The following is a 16226-nucleotide window of genomic DNA, read 5'->3' on the forward strand; positions in this document are numbered from 1 at the left end:
ATGCACGTACCGGTCCAGGCCATCGACCGCGAGATCTGGCGTTACGCTGTCGCGTCGGCAGGACCGCGGCTGATCCCCGAGGAGACCCCGCTGGCGCTGACCTATAATGGCGGCACCTATGCCGTCATGATGGGGACGCCGCAGAACCTGGAAGATTTCGCCGTCGGTTTCAGCCTGGACGAAGGCATCATCAGGTCCGTCGACGACATCAAATCGCTCGATGTTATCAGGCTCGACGACGGCATCGAGCTGCGCATGTGGTTGGAGTCAGAGGACGCCGCGCGCATCAGCGAGCGCCGCCGCCATATCGCAGGTCCCACCGGCTGCGGCATCTGCGGCATCGAGTCCATCGCCGAGGCTATCAGGCCCGCGGCGATCGTGCCGCAGGGTCAGATCTTCACGCCGCAACAGATCATGACGGCGATGCAGGCGATCGCTCCCCTGCAATCGATCAACATGCAGACCCGCGCGGTGCACGCCGCCGCCTTCTGGTCGCCGTCGCACGGCATCGTCGCCTTGCGCGAGGACGTCGGCCGCCACAACGCGCTCGACAAGCTCGCGGGCTCGCTCGCGCGCAGCCGGACGAGCGCAAGCAACGGCATGGTGCTGCTGACGAGCCGCGTCTCCGTCGAGATGGTGCAGAAGACGGCTGCAATTGGTGCGCCCGTGATGGTCGCGGTCTCCGCGCCGACCGCACTTGCAGTACGTACCGCGGAGGCTGCCGGCATCACCCTGATCGCGATTGCCCGCAACGACGGGTTTGAAGTGTTCACGCACCACGGCCGCGTCACGGCTCATTGTGAACAGGAGATCATCGATGTCGTCGCCTGACCGCCTCGTCTACATGGCCAACCAGATCGGCACTTTCTTCCGCAGTCAGGGCCACGACAGGGCCGTGCCGGGGATCGCCGACCACATCAAGAAGTTCTGGGATCCCCGGATGAAGCGCGCAATCTTCGCGCATCTCGACGCGGGCGGCGCAGGGCTGGAGCCGAACGTGCTCGAAGCCATCACCTCGCTCAAGCTGGCGACTTCCCTTCCAGCAGCGCGCTGAACACGCGCCGCACCTCGCTTTGCGTCTCCTTCACGCGTGCCTCCAGCGAGGAGAAATCCGGCGCATCGCCGGCGCGCGCCATCACCCGCTGCAGATCGGTGCCCGCGGTTTCCGGCTTGAAGCGGTCGCTGACGCAGAGCCGCAGGATCTGCGTCAGATCATGATAGAGCCGCGCGGCGGCGCGCAGGATTTCGGTTTCAGGTTGCCCGATCACACCGAGCCTGCATGCATTATCCAGCACCTGCAACGTGCTGACATCGAGAATCTCGGGCTTGTCGTGGGCGTGCACAAGTTGGAGGTATTGGGCGATAAAATCGATGTCGACCATGCCGCCTGAGGCGTATTTCAGGTCCCAATGGTCGGTCTCGCCCTTCTCTTGCGCGATGGCGCGGCGCATGTCGGCGACGTCGTTGGCGATGGTGGCCCGGTCGCGGCGGCGGGTCAGGACCTCGCGGATAATCTGCTCGATGCGCGCGGTGAATTCGCGCGACGCCGACACCACGCGCGCGCGCGTCAACGCCATGTGCTCCCAGGTCCAGGCCTCATTGGCCTGGTAGTCCGCAAAGGAGACAAGGCTCGACGCCACGGGACCCGCGCGTCCCGAGGGCCGCAGCCGCATGTCGATCTCGTAGAGCACGCCGTAATTGGTGCGGGTCGTGAAGGCGCTGATCAGGCGCTGGGTGAGGCGGGCGAAATAATGCGCGCCCTGAAGTGATTTCTCGCCGTCCGAGTCCGGATGGTCGCTGTCGAAATCGTAGAGCAGGATCAGATCGAGATCCGAGGACGCGGTCATTTCGCGGCTGCCGAGCCGTCCCATGGCGATGATCGCGGTCTCCTGCCCCCTGATCCGGCCGTGTTGCGCGGCAAAGCGATCGGCGACGAGACCGTGGACGGTGTGAACGATGCCCTCGGCGACGTCGGCAAAAGCCGTGCTGGCCTGCTGCGCCGAAACCGTGCCGGACAGGATGCGGGTGCCGATCAGGAACAGGCTCTCCTGTCCGAACAGGCGCAGCCGATCCAGAAACTCCTCATAGGAGCCCGCATCCTGCACCGTGGCCGCAAGCCGTGCCGACAGTTCCCGCCGATCCGGCATCGCGCCGAAGAAGCGCGGATCGATCAGGCCGTCCATCAATTGCGGTTGCCGCGCCAGCATCTCGCCAAGCCGGGGCGCGGCGCCAAGCACCAGCGCCACGAGCGCGACGAGATCGCGGTTCTGGCCGAGCAGCGTGATCAGCCGGCCGCCGCGCTGGAGCGCCCGGAGGAACTGATCGAATGCCGTCACTGCGCGGTCCGGCTCCTCCGCATGCGCCAGGCCATCGATCAAGGCCGGCACGAACTCGACGAAAGCGTTGCGCGTCTGCTTGTTGCGGAACACGCGATAATCCGCGGTGAGCCAGTCGCAGACGGTCTGCGCCACCGCCGCAGGCTTCTTGAAACCAAGCGTCGTCAAATGCTGGAGCAGACGCGGATCGTCAGGGCCGACCCGATAATCGATCGCCGGCAGGCTTGCCGTGCCGGTCGGATCATCGCCCTCGAACAGCTTTTCGTAGTGCCCCTGGACGATCTCGAGCTGGTGCATCAGGTCGCGCGCAAAGGCCTCGCGGCTGTCATAGCCGAAGAACCTGGCGAATCGTTCGACCGCCTCCTTGTCATCAGGCAGCGCATGAGTCTGCTCGTCGGCGATCATCTGGAGACGATGCTCGACCCGGCGCAGGAATTCATAGGCCTTGGTCAGCTCGTCGCGGGCGGCGGAGGTGATCCAGTTGCGCGCGGCGAGGACATTGAGCGCGGCCAGCGTGGGCCGCACCCGCAATTCCGGATGGCGGCCGCCGGCGATCAGCTGCTGGGTCTGGGCGAAGAACTCGATCTCGCGGATGCCGCCGCGGCCGACCTTGACGTTGTGCCCCTCGACCGCAATCTCGCTCTGGCCGCGATAGGTCTGCATCTGCCGCTTCATGTCGTGCACGTCGGCAAGTGCGGCGAAATCGAGATGCTTGCGCCAGACGAAGGGCGCGATTTCGGCCAGCAGCGCCTCGCCCGCTCTGGCGTCGCCGGCGCACGCCCGCGCCTTGATCATGGCGGCGCGCTCCCAGGTGCGCCCTTCCCGCTCGTAATAGTTCAGCGCTGCATCGCGCGAAATCGCGACTTGCGTCGAGGATGGATCGGGCCGCAGCCGCAGATCGACGCGGAACACGTAACCGTCATAGGTGCGCTGCTGGAGAATGCGCGCCAGGCCTTGCGTGACCCGCACGAAGAACGGCTGCGGCTCGATATCCGGCACAAGCGTCGCGGCATCGGGGTCGAAGAACACGATGAGATCGATGTCGCTGGAGTAGTTGAGCTCACCGGCCCCCATCTTGCCCATGGCGAGCACGATCAGGCCGCAACCGACCTCGGGCGCCTCGGGATCTTCAGGCAGGATCTTGCCGCGTGCGGCTTCCTGACGCAGCAGGTATTGCAGCGCCGCCTGTACCGAGGAGACCGCGAGATCGGTCAACGCCGCCGTCACCCGCATCACCGGCCAGACCCCGCCGATGTCGCACAGCGCGATCAGCAGCGCCGCCTCAGCCTTCATACGGCGAAGCAGCCGCATCACCTCGGCTTCATCAGGCGCGGCAAGTACCGCGCCCCTCGCCTCCGCGATCAGCGCGGCGAGATGCGCATCCGGCTCGCATTCGAGCAACCGAATCAGGCGCAGCGGATCGGCGCGCACCAGATCGAACAAATAAGGCGAGAATTGCGCGATGCCGGCCAGGATGTCGCGCGCGAAGGGTTGAGCTAGCAGCGCTTCCAGACGAGCCGATTGGGCCGGCTCGAGCTCGGCCAGCCAGCTGTCGAAACGTCGTTCGTCTGATGCGGAAACGGCAATATGGGGAGCCTCCGCGAAGCGTGCGGCAAGGCTCTCGCCAGTCTTGTCCGCGTTTCCCGGCGCGGAGTGGTTCATGCCACCTTCTGTGGCACATCCGGCATTGGCGGGGCAACCCTGTCGCCGGCACCGGCGCGCGCCGGCAGCACCAGCGTGGCGACGAGGCCGGGATGGGCATCGCCCAGGCGCAATTCGCCGCCATGCAATGTGGCAACGGCCGAGGCGAGGCTGAGGCCGAGGCCGGAGCCCGGCATGGTGCGGCTCGCTTCCAGCCGCACGAAGCGCTCGATGGCGTGTTTGCGATCGCCTTCCGGAATTCCGGGGCCGCGATCGGTGACGCTGAGCAGCACCTGATCACCTTCGCGCCTGGCCTCGATCGTGATCTGACGCGCGTCCATGCTGACCACTGACCCCGCCGACTGCGCGGCCGGCTTGCCATATTTGATCGCATTCTCGACCAGATTGGCGAGCGCCTGGCTGATCAATTCGCGATTGCCGTGAATGGGCGCTGCTTCCGTCTTGACCTTCAAGGTCATACCGTCGTCTTCGGCGAGCGGCTCGTAGAGCTCGTGAATGCCGGCCGCGACATCGGCGGCATCGAAATCATCCATGTTGCCGCGCGCCTGACCGGATTCCGCGCGTGCGATCATCAGAAGCGCGTTGAAGGTGCGGATCAGCCCGTCGGATTCCTCGATGGTCCGCTCCAGCGCGGCGCGATAGTCGGCCTCGCAACCGGATTTCGCCAACGCCTCCTCGGCGCGGTTGCGCAGGCGCGTCAGCGGCGTCTTGAGATCGTGGGCGATGTTGTCGGAGACCTCTTTCAGCCCCGCCATCAGCGCCTCGATCCGCTCCAGCATGGCGTTGAGGTTTTCGGCGAGGCGATCGAGCTCGTCGCCGCTGCGCCCGACCGGCAGGCGCTCGCTGAGATCGCCGGTCATGATGCGATGCGCGGTGCCGCTCATCGCGTCGATCCGCGTCAACACCCTGCGCGCGACGAAGACGCCGCCGCCGAGGCCGAGCACGACGACGATCAGGATCGACCATTGCGCGGCCTTGGCGACGATGCCGAACAGGCGCCGCCGCTCGGCGAGGTCGCGCCCGATCAGGAGGCGGAAACCATTTTCCAGTTCGATGACGCGAACAAGCGCCCGGTGGTCGCGGTCATCCGTATCCTCGATCCGCCGATAGGCGGTCTCCGACCAGCCGATGGTCGCCATCACGCCCGGCGCCAGCGAGCCGACATTGCCGGCGATCGCCTGGCCGGTGGGCGAGGTTATGAGGTAGAGATTGGCGCCCGGCCGCAACGCGCGGGACTCGATCGTGCGCGCGAGGCCGTACAGGCCGCGACGGCCGTAGATCTCGTTGATCTCCGAGGTCTCGGCATTCACCGTCTGCGTTATCTCTTCGGTGATCAGCCGCCGCGTGTTCCAGGCGAAATAGCCGAGCAGCGAAGCCGCGAAAATCGCAAACAAGAACAGGTAGACCAGTGTCAGCCGGAACGCCGTGGTGCGGACGAGTTTACCGAATGCCGTCACGGATCATACCCCGACTATCGCGACAGAAAGCAGCCGACTGCATCGCCATCGACGCCAAAACTAGTCAATTCGCTGCTCAGCCTACTCTTCGTGACAAGCATGAATTTCTGATCTTCGGGCTCAAAGACAAGCAGATAGCTTTTCTTGTCGTCCGCAACGACAGCACAGGACCTTCTTGTCTTGACGTCGTCGACAACCTCGATCCAATAAGGATCAACAAGCGCCTCTCTGAAGGTGCGAAGCTCCCGTTCCACTTTTTCGGGAGACCACGGATTGCCAAACGCGCCTTTGGGCACGTCATAGACGTACTCATCGATTTCACGCTCGACGGTCCGTCTTAGCTCCCGAAGGTCCAGTTGGTGGGGCATCAGACCTCAAGCCACCTTCTTTAGCGTATTCCGTCTCTTATCATGTACCCGGCGCCGCGGATCGTGTGCAGCAGCGGCCGCTCGAACCCCTTGTCGATCTTGGAGCGCAGCCGCGAAATGTGCACGTCGATCACGTTGGTCTGCGGATCGAAATGATAGTCCCAGACGTTCTCCAGCAGCATGGTGCGCGTCACCACCTGGCCGGCATGCTTCATCAGATATTCAAGCAGGCGGAATTCGCGCGGCTGCAGCGTCAGCTCGTCCTTGCCGCGGGCGACGCGGTGGGAGAGCCGGTCGAGCTCGAGGTCGCCGACACGGTAGAGCGTGTCCTCTGCAGGTCCGCCGCGTCGGCGCGACAGCACCTCGACACGGGCGAGCAGCTCGGCGAAGGAATAGGGCTTCGGCAGATAGTCGTCGCCGCCGGCGCGCAGACCCTTGATGCGGTCGTCGACCTGACCGAGCGCGGACAAGATCAGCACCGGTGTCGTGTCGCCCTTGTCACGCAGCGCGCCGATCAGCGACAGCCCGTCGCGCTTGGGCAGCATGCGGTCGACCACCAGCACGTCGTAATCGCCGCTCTCGGCCATGGCGAGGCCTTCCTCGCCGTCACCGGCATGGTCGGCAATGTGTCCGACCTCGCGAAACGCCTTCACGAGATAGTCGGCGGATTCGCGGTCGTCTTCGATGATGAGGAGGCGCATCGTGCGTTCGGCGGCGGTCAAGGAGGTCAACCTTCTCTAAACATGGCGCTAGCGGCAATCGCATGCAAGCCGAGCGGGCGAGACTTGGTCGAGAACTTGGGTGGGCAAAAAGGGCGGGCGGTGAAGCTGGGGGGACCTCACCGCCCTATGCCTTCCGACGGAGGGGGGCGTATTCCACCGGAAGGTAGGCTGGGAAGCGAAAATTACGCTGCTTCCCCGAAGAGCGCCGGCGGCGGGGGCGACTGATGCCGGCGACACCCTTCATGTCGTAAGCCTCCTGAGGCTCAGCCCTTGTCAGCCCTTGGCGATGGGCACCGCGACGAAGCGCGACTGGCCGCCGCTCTTCACGCGCATCAGGACGCTGTTCTTGTTGTCGGTCCGCGCCGTGTTGATGGCGTCGCGGACGTCGCCGGCGGTGCTCACGCTCTTGCCGCCGACTTCGAGGATCACGTCGCCTTCCTTGAAGCCGCGTTCGGCCGCGGCGCTCTTCGGATCGACTTCGGTGACCACGACGCCGTCCTTGCCGGCGCCGGCCACGGAGTTGGCGGGCGCAACGGTCATGCCGAGCTTCGGCACGTCGGTGCCCTTGCTGGCGCCCTTGCCGCTGTCGTTATCGATGTCGGCCTTGGCCTCGACCGTGTTCGGCAGCTGGCCGAGGGTGAGGTTCACGACCTTGTCCTGGCCCTTGTGCAGCACGTTGAGCTTCACGGACGCGCCGGGCGCCATGCCGCCGATGGTGCGGGCGAGCTCGCGCGCATCCTTGACGGCTTCGCCGTTGACCGACGTGATCACGTCACCGGATTCGATGCCGGCCTTCGCGGCCGGACCATCCTTCTGCGGCTCCGCCACCAGCGCGCCTTCGGCCTTCTTCATGCCGAGGCTGTCGGCGATATCAGAGGTCACGGGCTGGATCTGTACGCCGATCCAGCCGCGGCTGACCGAGCCCTTGTCCTTCAGCTGGGCGACGACGCTCTTCACCGTCGCGGCGGGGATCGAGAACGCGATGCCGACGCTGCCGCCGGAAGGCGAATAGATCGCGGTGTTGACACCCATCACCTCGCCGTTGGTGTCGAACGCCGGACCGCCGGAATTGCCCTTGTTCACAGGCGCGTCGATCTGAATGAAATCGTCATAGGGGCCGTTGCCGATGTCGCGGCCGCTGGCCGAGACGATGCCCGCGGTGACGGTGCCGCCGAGGCCGAAGGGGTTGCCGACCGCGAGCACCCAGTCGCCGATCCGCGGCTTGCTGTCCGCGAGCTTGGCGAACGGGAAGTTCGAGCCGCCCTCGACCTTGATCAGAGCCAGATCGGTACGCTGGTCGGTGCCGATCACCTTGGCGCTGTAGGTCTTGCCGTCGTCGGTGGTGACCTCGACCTTGTCGGCGCCGTCGACCACGTGGTTGTTGGTCACGGCATAACCGTCAGCCGAAATGAAGAGGCCGGATCCCTGGCCCTGCACGACGCGGCCACGACCACCGCCCTTCAGACCGGGGATGCCATCCGGACCGCCGAAGCGGCGGAAGAAGCGCTCCATCGGCGAACCCGGCTGGAACGGCGAGGCGTTATCATCGCCGTCGTCGTTGCTCGCAGTTTTCTCCTTGATGTTGACCTTGACCGAGATCACCGAGGGCTTCACGCGCTCGACGATGTCGGCGAAACCGATCGGACGTTCAACCTTCTTGACCTCGTTGTTGACCTGCGCGTGGGCCGGGCTCGAGAACAGGTCCGCGGGCGACGTCGACGGGCTGAAGCCGTGGACGGCGATGCCGAGACCGGCGACCACCGAGGCCATCAGCGCGATCCTGCGGGCTGATAATACCGAGCGGCGGGGCTGCCGGTAGGACGGAAGGTTGGTGAGATCGGAACGGTCGGTCATGCAGAGGTCTCCAGCGCCTTGAAATCCATGCGGTGCCTGATAGCGGCACCTTTACGGACCTGAACATGGGGACTTGCGCCTTACCGCGCGCTGGCTGGCAGGTTAAACTTTTGTAATAAAGACGGTGCCGGCGTGCGGCAGTTTAGCGCAGCCGGAAAATCGTGACCTTACAGGAACTTAACGCGGTTCCGGCAACCGGCGCCAGGCGCCTTCAGCTGGCCCGGACGCTGGCGATGAATTCATCGACTTCGCGCTTCAGGGTTTCTGCCTGCTGCGACAGGTCGACGGCGGAATCCCGGGCCTCAGCCGCCATTCGGCCGGTCTCCGCCGACGTCGAGGTGATCTGGACAATGTGGTTGGAGACGTCAAGCGTGCCGCGGGCGGCGTCCTGGACGCTGCGGCTGATGTCCTGCGTGGCGTTGCGCTGCTGGGCTGTATCCACCTCGATCCCGGACATGATCGACGAGATCTCCGACAGCGTCTTCGAGATGGCGTCGATCGCCCCGCGCGTCTCCGCGGTGATACCCTGGATGCTGGCGACGTGCGAGGTGATCTCCTCGGTCGCCTTGCTGGTTTGGTGCGCAAGGCTCTTCACTTCAGAGGCCACCACGGCAAAGCCCTTGCCGGCCTCGCCTGCCCGCGCCGCCTCGATCGTGGCATTGAGCGCGAGCAGGTTGGTCTGCGATGCGATCGCCTGCACCAGCTGGACGACCTCGCCGATCTTGTCGGCCGCATCCGACAGCGTATGGATGGTGTCGCGGCTCTTCTCGGCCTGGGTTGCGGCGCCTTCGGCGCGCTGGGTCGCATCCGTGACGCGACGGCTGATCGTGCCGATCGAGTTCGTCATCTCCTCCGCCGAGCCCGCCACCGTCTGCACGCTGGCGCTGGCCTGGCTCGCGGCGCTCGCGACCGCGTTGGCCTTGGTGCTGGTGTCGTTGGCGGTCTGCGACAGTGCCGCTGCGTTGCGTTTCAGGTGCACTGCCGACGATGCCACGCTGTCGACGACGCTGGCGACGAGTTCGTTGAAGCGCTTGATCCGTGCGTCCAGGAATTTCGACCGCTCGGCCTGGTGCCGGGCTTCATGCAGCTGCTGCTCGGTCAGGCGCCGCCGCTCGATCCCGTTGGTCTTGAACACCTCCAGCGCGCCGGCGAGCAGGCCGATCTCGTTGGTGCCGCCGAGGCCCGGAACCGGTGTCTCGAATTTCTGGTCGGCGACCTCGCGCATGGCGTGCACGATCGCCGCCAATGGACTGAGGATGCCGTTGCGCACGGCGAACCAGGTGACGAGGCAGATCGCGATCGCAACAACCGCGATCACAGCACAGGCGACCAGGAACCAGGAGAACGCGGTCTGGGCCTGCTGGTAGATCTGCATCGCGTGGTCGCGCGCAGGGCCGCTCAGCGCGGCAAAGTCAGACGACAGGCTGGTGATCTCGTTGTTGAGATAGAGCACCGCGACGAATCCGGTGCCGCCGCCGATGCCCAGCAGGAACAATAATGCAGCGACGACGGCGCCGACCAGAAAGCGGATCGTCAGATTGCTGTTTGTGAACATCGCTTGAGCACTCAAATTCTGGAATCGAATCTTACGACAAGCTTCCAGACAAAGGTCAACAGAGCATGAAACGCGCTCCGCCCGCGACCTTACGTATCACTGCGTAGGCTCAAGAGGACTTTGCGTCCTCGGACATCAACGCGGCGAGCTTCGCCTCCTCGTCCGGTGTCAGCGGCGGCGTCGGTACATCTGCACCTTCCCGCGCACGACGGCGGTTCTGCCGCCACAGTGCAAAGCCGCCCCCGGCGAGCAGCAGCGGCGCGAGCAGCCAGAGCAGCATGGTCTGCCGTTCGAAACGCGGCCTCAGCAGCACGAACTCGCCGTAGCGCGCGACCAGGAAATCGAGCACCTGCGAATTGCTGTCGCCGGCCGCGATCCGCTCCCGCACGAGCAGTCGCAAGTCGCGCGCGAGCGGCGCATCGGAATCGTCGATCGACTGGTTCTGGCAGACCATGCAGCGCAGCTCGCGCGACAATTCGCGCGCACGCGCCTCCTTGACGGGATCCGACATGATCTCGTCGGGTTGCACGGCATGCACCGCAGGCGCGGCCAGCAGCATCAGCGCTACGATCGCGGACATCATCCGACGCATCGATCACTCCGCCGGTTGCAGGCGCTGCTTGGCCCGCGCCGGCTTCGGCGCGCCGACGCGCAAGCGCCGGTCGGACAGCGACAGCATGCCGCCGAACGCCATCAGCACCGGGCCCCACCAGATCAGCAGCACGAACGGCTTGTGATAGATACGGACCGCGATGGCGCCCTCAGTGGTGACGTCACCGAGCGAGATGTAGAGCTGGCTCGCGCCGCGGGTCAAAAGCGCGGCCTCGGTGGTCGAGGAGCCGCGCGTCGTGAAGCTGCGCTTCGAGGGCGTCATGAGGCTGAGCGCTTCGCCGCCGCTGCTAACGTTGAACTGGGCGACCATCTCGCGATAGTTCGGCCCCTGGCGCTCGAGCAGGCCGTCGAGCTTCAACTCATAACCGGCGACCTTTGCGACGTCGTTCGGCTTCATCGTCGCGATATATTCGCTGTTCCAGGTGGTCTCGCAGACGATCCCGATCAGCGCGACGCCAAGACCGGCATGCGCAAACGCGGTGCCCCAGGCCGAGCGCGGCAGGCCGCGGGCACGGTGTAGCGTCGTCGCAAACGGCAGGCGAAACAGACCGGTTCGCTCAGCCATATCGGTCACGGCGCCGGCGATGACGAAGACCCCAAGTCCGATCGCGAGCGGCGCAAGCGCGCTGCCGCCGCGCGTCCAGGCCCAGACGATCGCGACCACGACAAGGCCGGCGGCCCCGGCGGCCAGCAGCCGCTGGGTGACACCGAGCAGGTCGCCGCGCTTCCAGGCCAGCATCGGTCCGAACGGCACCGCAAGCAGCAGCAGCGCGAACAGCGGCACGAAGGTCAGATTGTAGAACGGTGCGCCCACCGACATCTTGAAGTCCGCGAGCACTTCCATCGCCAGCGGATACAGCGTTCCGAACAGCACGACCGCGCAGGCCACCGTCAGCAGCAGATTATTCAGGACCAGCGCGCCCTCGCGCGAGATCGGCGCGAACAGGCCCCCCTGCTTCAGCGAGCTCGCGCGGCCCGCGAACAGCGACAGGCTGCCGCCGATGAACAGGCAGAGGATCAGCAGGATGAAGACCCCGCGGGTCGGATCGTTGGCGAAGGCATGCACGGAGGTGATGACGCCCGACCGCACCAGGAAGGTACCGAGCAGCGACAGCGAGAAGGTCAGGATCGACAGAAGAATGGTCCAGACCTTCAGCGCGTTGCGCTTCTCCATCACCAGCGCCGAATGCAAGAGCGCAGTGCCTGCGAGCCACGGCATCAGCGAGGCGTTCTCGACCGGGTCCCAGAACCACCAGCCGCCCCAGCCGAGCTCGTAATAGGCCCAGTAAGAGCCCATCGCGATGCCGAGCGTCAGGAAGATCCAGGCCACCAGCGTCCACGGCCGCACCCAGCGCGCCCAGGCCGCGTCGATCCGCCCCTCCAGCAGCGCCGCGATGGCGAAGGAGAACGAGATCGAGAAGCCGACATAGCCGAGATAGAGCATCGGCGGATGCACGGCGAGACCGATATCCTGGAGCACCGGATTGAGGTCGCGCCCCTCGATCGGCGGATTGGCGATGCGCAGGAACGGGTTCGAGGTGATCAGGATGAAGAGATAGAAGGCGCTGGCGATCCAGGCCTGGACGGCCAGCACATGCGCACGCAGCGACAGCGGCAGATTGTTGCCGAAGGCCGCGACCAGTCCGCCGAACAGCGCGAGGATCGACACCCACAGCAGCATCGAGCCTTCATGGTTTCCCCACACGCCGGTGATCTTGTAGATCAGCGGCTTCATGGAGTGGGAATTCTCGTAGACGTTGGCGACGGAGAAATCCGAGTTCACGTGCAACGTCACCAGCGCGATGAACGAGGCGCCGACGAACAGCAGCTGCGCCAGCGCGGTGGAGCGCGCCACGTTCATCAGCGCGGGATCGCGCAGGCGCGCGCCGATGACAGGCACGAAGGACTGGATCAGCGCCAGCGCGAGCGCCAGCACCAGCGCGTAATGTCCGGCTTCCGCGATCACCGCACCGCTCCCTGCGAATTGCCCTGCGCCGTCGCCGCCGCGGGCTTTCCAGCGTAATCGTCCTTCCAATGGCCCTGCTTCTTCAGGGCATCGGCGACGTCCTTGGGCATGTAAGTCTCGTCGTGCTTGGCGAGCACGGTGTCGGCCTTGAACACGCCGCTGGCATCGAGCGCGCCCTCGGCGACGACGCCCTGCCCTTCGCGGAACAGATCCGGCAGGATGCCCTTGTAGGCGACGGGCAGTTTGGCGCCGCCGTCGGCGACCTCAAACGTCACGGCGAGATTGTCGCCGCGCTGGAGCGAACCGGGCTGCACCAGTCCGCCGAGGCGAAAGCGCTTGCCGGGGGCGACATGCTTCTCGGCCACCATGGTCGGGGTCGAGAAGAACACGATGGAGTCGCGAAGTGCGTTGAGCACCAGCGCGGCCGCGAGCGCGAGCACGGCGAGCGAGCCGCCGATGATGGTCATACGTCGCTGCTTGCGCGTCATGGCGTATCCGTTCTCCGCTCGTCTTTCGCGGCGACGATCATCCGTCGAGCCCGAGATTCTTGAGGCCTTCATTGAGCTGGCGCAGCCGCTCGGCATCCCTGGCGACCGCCTGGCGGGCATCGGTCGTGGCACCAAGCGCCCTGTCGCGATCACCCATCACAAGATAAGCGCGAACCAGGCGCAGCCAGCCCTCGACGTCGTCGCCGTTCTGCTTGAGACGCGTGGCAAGACGTTCGACCATGCCGCGGATCATCGCGTTGCGATCGCCGTCGTTCATCTCCTTGGAGGCCGCGATGGTCTCGTCGGACAGCGCCGGCATCGTCACGTCACTACCGGCAAGGCGCGCGAGCGAGGTCTGCACCAGCGGCCGCCACGGCGCATCCGCCGGCGCCTTCGCCAGCAGCGCGCGCCAGATATTGGCCGCGTCCTCCTTGCGGCCGTCCTGCTCGGCGGCGAGCCCCAGGAAATAGTTCGCCTTGGGATCGTCAGCGCTCAGCGCATGTGCGCGCTCGAACTCGGCCTTGGCCTCCGCCGTCACCACGCCGCCTGCAGCGGCCGTGATCGCCTCACCGAGATCGGCGCGGCGCTCCGGGCTTTCGCCATTGTAGGTGATCGAATTGCGATAGGCGCGCACCGCCTCGTCGAAACGGCCGAGCCGCTCCAGCACCGGCGCAAGCACGTTCCAGCCGCGGCCGTCGGTCGGATTCTTCTCCAGGTGCTGCTGAACCTGCGCGACCAGGTTCTCGAGCGACTGTGCCATGCCGGGCCCCGCGCCGCGCTGTCGCTGCGCCAGCGGGAAATCACGAAGCGCAGGCGAGCCGAGCGGGACGTAGATCGCGACCGCCACCAAGGGCAGGCCGACAAGCGCGAGAACGGATGCCGCACGGCGCCATTTCAGGCTGGAATCCGGCGCGGGCATGGGCTCGCTGCCAGCAGCGGCGAGCAGCCTGCGGCTGATCTCGATTCGCGCCGCCTCGGCTTCCGGCGCCGCGATCAGTCCAGCGGCAAGGTCGCGCTCGATCTCGGCCAGCTGGTCCTTGTAGACCGCGACCTCACTGCCTTGATTGTCGGGACGCCCGCCACGGCCGAGCGGCCAGAGCACGGCGAATATCGCCGCGACCGTCATCAGCGCGAACACGAACCATAGCGTCATCAGGCAAGCTTCCGGCAGCGCGCGAACCGCGCCCGTACGTGGCTTTACACCACGGCCGGATGATGCGGCAATTGACAATTGTCAATTCAGCGCGAGCCCACACCGTCCCGAAATAGTGAAGATCCAACGGCTTAGCCGATCTCGAAGTCCGCGCTCCGAGCAGCGTCCTCGCCGTGCCCGTTGAAGGCCCTCAGGAAGTATGTTCCCGGCTCGATGGCCTCAGGCAGTCTGATCCGCAAGGCTCCGACCGGAACAGGCGATGCAACTCGGGTGACCGTCTCAGCCAGTTGCCGACCGCTCGCCTTTTCGACCAGCACCATCTTCGCGCCGACCATCAGCCTCCGATATTTGGCAACAATGACGCGGTTCTCAATTTCGATCGAGCTGATAATGGGTTTCATGCGCCGACAAATAGAATTCCAAAAACCTGCACGGCGAGCGTAGGGCTCACAAGCCACACGGTCAACCACAAATTGTGATTGCGAAGAGATGCGCTTGAATCAGCTTGCGCGCGTCGATTTGCGCTCGCCTGTCGCGGCGTTCTCCGCGGCGCGGCTCATCAGGGAGGCGTAATCGTCGCCGAACAGCACCTGGCAGAAGCGGATTGCGGCCTGCACCTGCTGCTGCCGGTAGGCGCGGACCTTGTGATCTGCGCCGCGCAGCGACTGCACCGCCTGCTCGGTCGAGCGTTCGACATATTGCTGGAGGTCGGAATAGGTGCGCAGCGTCACCTCGTTGATGGCGAGTTCGCTGGCATAGTTGCGGCAGGTCGCGACGAAGTCGATCAGCGCCACGGTTTCCTCGACGTCGGTGGTGTCGATCCGTGCCCCGGGCGGAATGTCCTTTTCGGGGCGCTGGCGCAGGATACGGCGAACCCGGCCGGGAACGCTGTCGATTTCCGATTGCAGGGCATTGGAGATGTCGGCCCGGATTGCAGTCAGTTGCTTGCCCCAGGCCGAATCGTTGCGCAGGTCGAGTTCGGTGCGCAGGCCGCGCACGCCATCATGCAGCGCTTTCAGATTGTCGGCGACGGTCTCGAATTGGCCGCGCTTGATGTCCATGCGCAGATTGGCGGCAACGCGAGACAGATCGTGCAGCGCCATCGTGACGGCGACGCCATACGGGGTCGCCGCGACGCGAATCTCGTCGTCGGACGCGGCGATCTTGATGGCGAGACGAATGATCTGCCAGGGCGCGGTCATGCGCTGGACCACCACGGACAATGCAAAGGGCAGCATTTGCGGCGTCTGCAGCACGGGAATGTTGAGCGCCGCGGTCACCGAGGCGATCTGGGGATCGCCGAACTGGCGCAGGAAGCGCGGCAGCTTTTCATTGAGCGTGCCGAGGGCCTCGCGAACGGCGAGCACCGCACCGATCGAATAGAGGTCCTCGATCACGCTGGGCGGACCGACCCGGGCGAGCGCACGCGACTTGTCGCCGCCGCCCGGTCCCGTCAGCTCGAAGATGGCGTCCGCGGCTACGGCCTGAAGCTTGAGCGCCAGCGCCTCGACCTGCCCCGAATTGTCTGTCGCCGGCATGCGCGCCAGCGCCACCTCGAATTCGCTGATCTTGCCGGGGGCACCGTCGCGGCCAAGCCATTGCCAGATCGGATGCAGCGAGGAGCGGCGGATCTGGCCGACCCGGATCGGGGCTCCGGCCTCCACCAGGAACGGTTCCAGCACCTGGAACAGCAGCCGTGACAGATCATCGGTACGCGGCGGCGCAGCTTCGTCGGCTTCGGTCTTGCGCACGATCTTGCGCAACTGCTCGAGCACGAGGGTCGCGACAGCCGTGTCCTGGCCGCGCTCGAGTGCGCGTTCGAACTCCCGCATCAGCAGCGCCTGCGCCTGCGGCGGGAGCTGTGCGAGATATTCCCTCAGCCGCTCGATCGATGTCTGGCTCATGCGCCCGGGTGATGCACGGTAAAATGGCAGACGTGGGATGCGTCCGCCCCTGATCATAGGCGGGCGCGCCTTAAGAAGCCGTTGAGGAAGTGGTTCCGAAACCATCCGGTTTGCACCGGAAGCCCAAATAATCGAGCCAGATCAGAGGA

Annotated in this window: 14 protein-coding genes; 2 read left to right on the forward strand and 12 right to left on the reverse strand. The window is 65.5% G+C overall.

All coding sequences use genetic code 11. From position 1 onward, the window contains the following. Complete coding sequence (gene fdhD, locus XH80_RS33100) at positions 1 to 831, forward strand: formate dehydrogenase accessory sulfurtransferase FdhD (protein WP_271602225.1); 831 nt, start codon at positions 1 to 3, stop codon at positions 829 to 831. Then, a complete protein-coding gene (locus XH80_RS33105) occupies positions 818 to 1054 on the forward strand; it encodes a formate dehydrogenase subunit delta (RefSeq protein WP_271602226.1) in 237 nt (78 codons plus the stop codon). The genes fdhD and XH80_RS33105 overlap by 14 nt, the downstream gene beginning before the upstream one ends. On the opposite strand, the gene XH80_RS33110 is transcribed toward XH80_RS33105, so the two are convergent. The 12 genes from XH80_RS33110 to XH80_RS33165 form a co-directional block, all read right to left on the reverse strand. Continuing rightward, the gene (locus XH80_RS33110; protein ID WP_271602227.1) at positions 1020 to 3998 is read right to left on the reverse strand and encodes a bifunctional [glutamine synthetase] adenylyltransferase/[glutamine synthetase]-adenylyl-L-tyrosine phosphorylase; all 2979 of its coding nucleotides are present in this window, start codon (positions 3996 to 3998) and stop codon (positions 1020 to 1022) included. The two genes, XH80_RS33105 and XH80_RS33110, sit on opposite strands and share 35 nt — an antisense overlap. After that, complete coding sequence (locus XH80_RS33115) at positions 3995 to 5455, reverse strand: sensor histidine kinase (protein WP_271602228.1); 1461 nt, start codon at positions 5453 to 5455, stop codon at positions 3995 to 3997. Before XH80_RS33115 ends, XH80_RS33110 begins: the two co-directional genes overlap by 4 nt. Positions 5456 to 5469: 14 nt before the next feature. After that, positions 5470 to 5823: a hypothetical protein gene (locus XH80_RS33120; RefSeq protein WP_271602229.1), complete on the reverse strand. Its 354-nt coding sequence runs from the start codon at positions 5821 to 5823 to the stop codon at positions 5470 to 5472. 20 nt (positions 5824 to 5843) lie between these two features. Beyond that, positions 5844 to 6524 (reverse strand): response regulator transcription factor, encoded by a 681-nt coding sequence (locus XH80_RS33125; RefSeq protein ID WP_057753113.1) that lies wholly within the window; start codon positions 6522 to 6524, stop codon positions 5844 to 5846. A gap of 294 nt (positions 6525 to 6818) precedes the next feature. Then, the gene (locus XH80_RS33130) at positions 6819 to 8399 is read right to left on the reverse strand and encodes a Do family serine endopeptidase (RefSeq protein ID WP_271602230.1); all 1581 of its coding nucleotides are present in this window, start codon (positions 8397 to 8399) and stop codon (positions 6819 to 6821) included. A gap of 211 nt (positions 8400 to 8610) precedes the next feature. Beyond that, positions 8611 to 9954 (reverse strand): methyl-accepting chemotaxis protein, encoded by a 1344-nt coding sequence (locus XH80_RS33135; RefSeq protein ID WP_271602231.1) that lies wholly within the window; start codon positions 9952 to 9954, stop codon positions 8611 to 8613. A 109-nt stretch (positions 9955 to 10063) separates the two neighbouring features. Next, positions 10064 to 10546 (reverse strand): cytochrome c-type biogenesis protein, encoded by a 483-nt coding sequence (locus tag XH80_RS33140; RefSeq protein WP_271602232.1) that lies wholly within the window; start codon positions 10544 to 10546, stop codon positions 10064 to 10066. Positions 10547 to 10549: 3 nt separating this feature from the next. Further along, on the reverse strand, positions 10550 to 12532 hold the full coding sequence (locus XH80_RS33145; protein ID WP_271602233.1) for a heme lyase CcmF/NrfE family subunit: 1983 nt from the start codon (positions 12530 to 12532) through the stop codon (positions 10550 to 10552). Then, the gene (gene ccmE / locus XH80_RS33150; protein WP_057753077.1) at positions 12529 to 13020 is read right to left on the reverse strand and encodes a cytochrome c maturation protein CcmE; all 492 of its coding nucleotides are present in this window, start codon (positions 13018 to 13020) and stop codon (positions 12529 to 12531) included. The genes XH80_RS33145 and ccmE overlap by 4 nt, the downstream gene beginning before the upstream one ends. 37 nt (positions 13021 to 13057) lie before the next feature. Further along, complete coding sequence (gene ccmI / locus XH80_RS33155; protein WP_271602234.1) at positions 13058 to 14173, reverse strand: c-type cytochrome biogenesis protein CcmI; 1116 nt, start codon at positions 14171 to 14173, stop codon at positions 13058 to 13060. Positions 14174 to 14304: 131 nt separating this feature from the next. Beyond that, entirely contained in the window at positions 14305 to 14574 is a 270-nt protein-coding gene (locus XH80_RS33160) for a hypothetical protein (protein WP_271602235.1), read from the reverse strand. 99 nt (positions 14575 to 14673) lie between these two features. Further along, complete coding sequence (locus XH80_RS33165) at positions 14674 to 16077, reverse strand: hypothetical protein (protein ID WP_271602236.1); 1404 nt, start codon at positions 16075 to 16077, stop codon at positions 14674 to 14676. Between the last annotated feature and the right edge of the window lie 149 nt (positions 16078 to 16226).

The organism is Bradyrhizobium sp. CCBAU 45384, assembly GCF_028128665.1.
GTDB lineage: Bacteria > Pseudomonadota > Alphaproteobacteria > Rhizobiales > Xanthobacteraceae > Bradyrhizobium > Bradyrhizobium manausense.

What these genes read in the sequence shown, in the direction of transcription:
- XH80_RS33105 (WP_271602226.1), top strand. Translation starts at nt 818, where the DNA reads ATGTCGTCGCCTGACCGCCTCGTCTACATGGCCAACCAGATCGGCACT.
- XH80_RS33160 (WP_271602235.1), bottom strand. Translation starts at nt 14,574, where the DNA reads ATGAAACCCATTATCAGCTCGATCGAAATTGAGAACCGCGTCATTGTT.
- XH80_RS33165 (WP_271602236.1), bottom strand. Translation starts at nt 16,077, where the DNA reads ATGAGCCAGACATCGATCGAGCGGCTGAGGGAATATCTCGCACAGCTC.
- XH80_RS33130 (WP_271602230.1), bottom strand. Translation starts at nt 8,399, where the DNA reads ATGACCGACCGTTCCGATCTCACCAACCTTCCGTCCTACCGGCAGCCC.
- XH80_RS33135 (WP_271602231.1), bottom strand. Translation starts at nt 9,954, where the DNA reads ATGTTCACAAACAGCAATCTGACGATCCGCTTTCTGGTCGGCGCCGTC.
- ccmE (WP_057753077.1), bottom strand. Translation starts at nt 13,020, where the DNA reads ATGACGCGCAAGCAGCGACGTATGACCATCATCGGCGGCTCGCTCGCC.
- XH80_RS33110 (WP_271602227.1), bottom strand. Translation starts at nt 3,998, where the DNA reads ATGAACCACTCCGCGCCGGGAAACGCGGACAAGACTGGCGAGAGCCTT.
- XH80_RS33125 (WP_057753113.1), bottom strand. Translation starts at nt 6,524, where the DNA reads ATGCGCCTCCTCATCATCGAAGACGACCGCGAATCCGCCGACTATCTC.
- fdhD (WP_271602225.1), top strand. Translation starts at nt 1, where the DNA reads ATGCACGTACCGGTCCAGGCCATCGACCGCGAGATCTGGCGTTACGCT.
- XH80_RS33140 (WP_271602232.1), bottom strand. Translation starts at nt 10,546, where the DNA reads ATGCGTCGGATGATGTCCGCGATCGTAGCGCTGATGCTGCTGGCCGCG.
- XH80_RS33120 (WP_271602229.1), bottom strand. Translation starts at nt 5,823, where the DNA reads ATGCCCCACCAACTGGACCTTCGGGAGCTAAGACGGACCGTCGAGCGT.
- ccmI (WP_271602234.1), bottom strand. Translation starts at nt 14,173, where the DNA reads ATGACGCTATGGTTCGTGTTCGCGCTGATGACGGTCGCGGCGATATTC.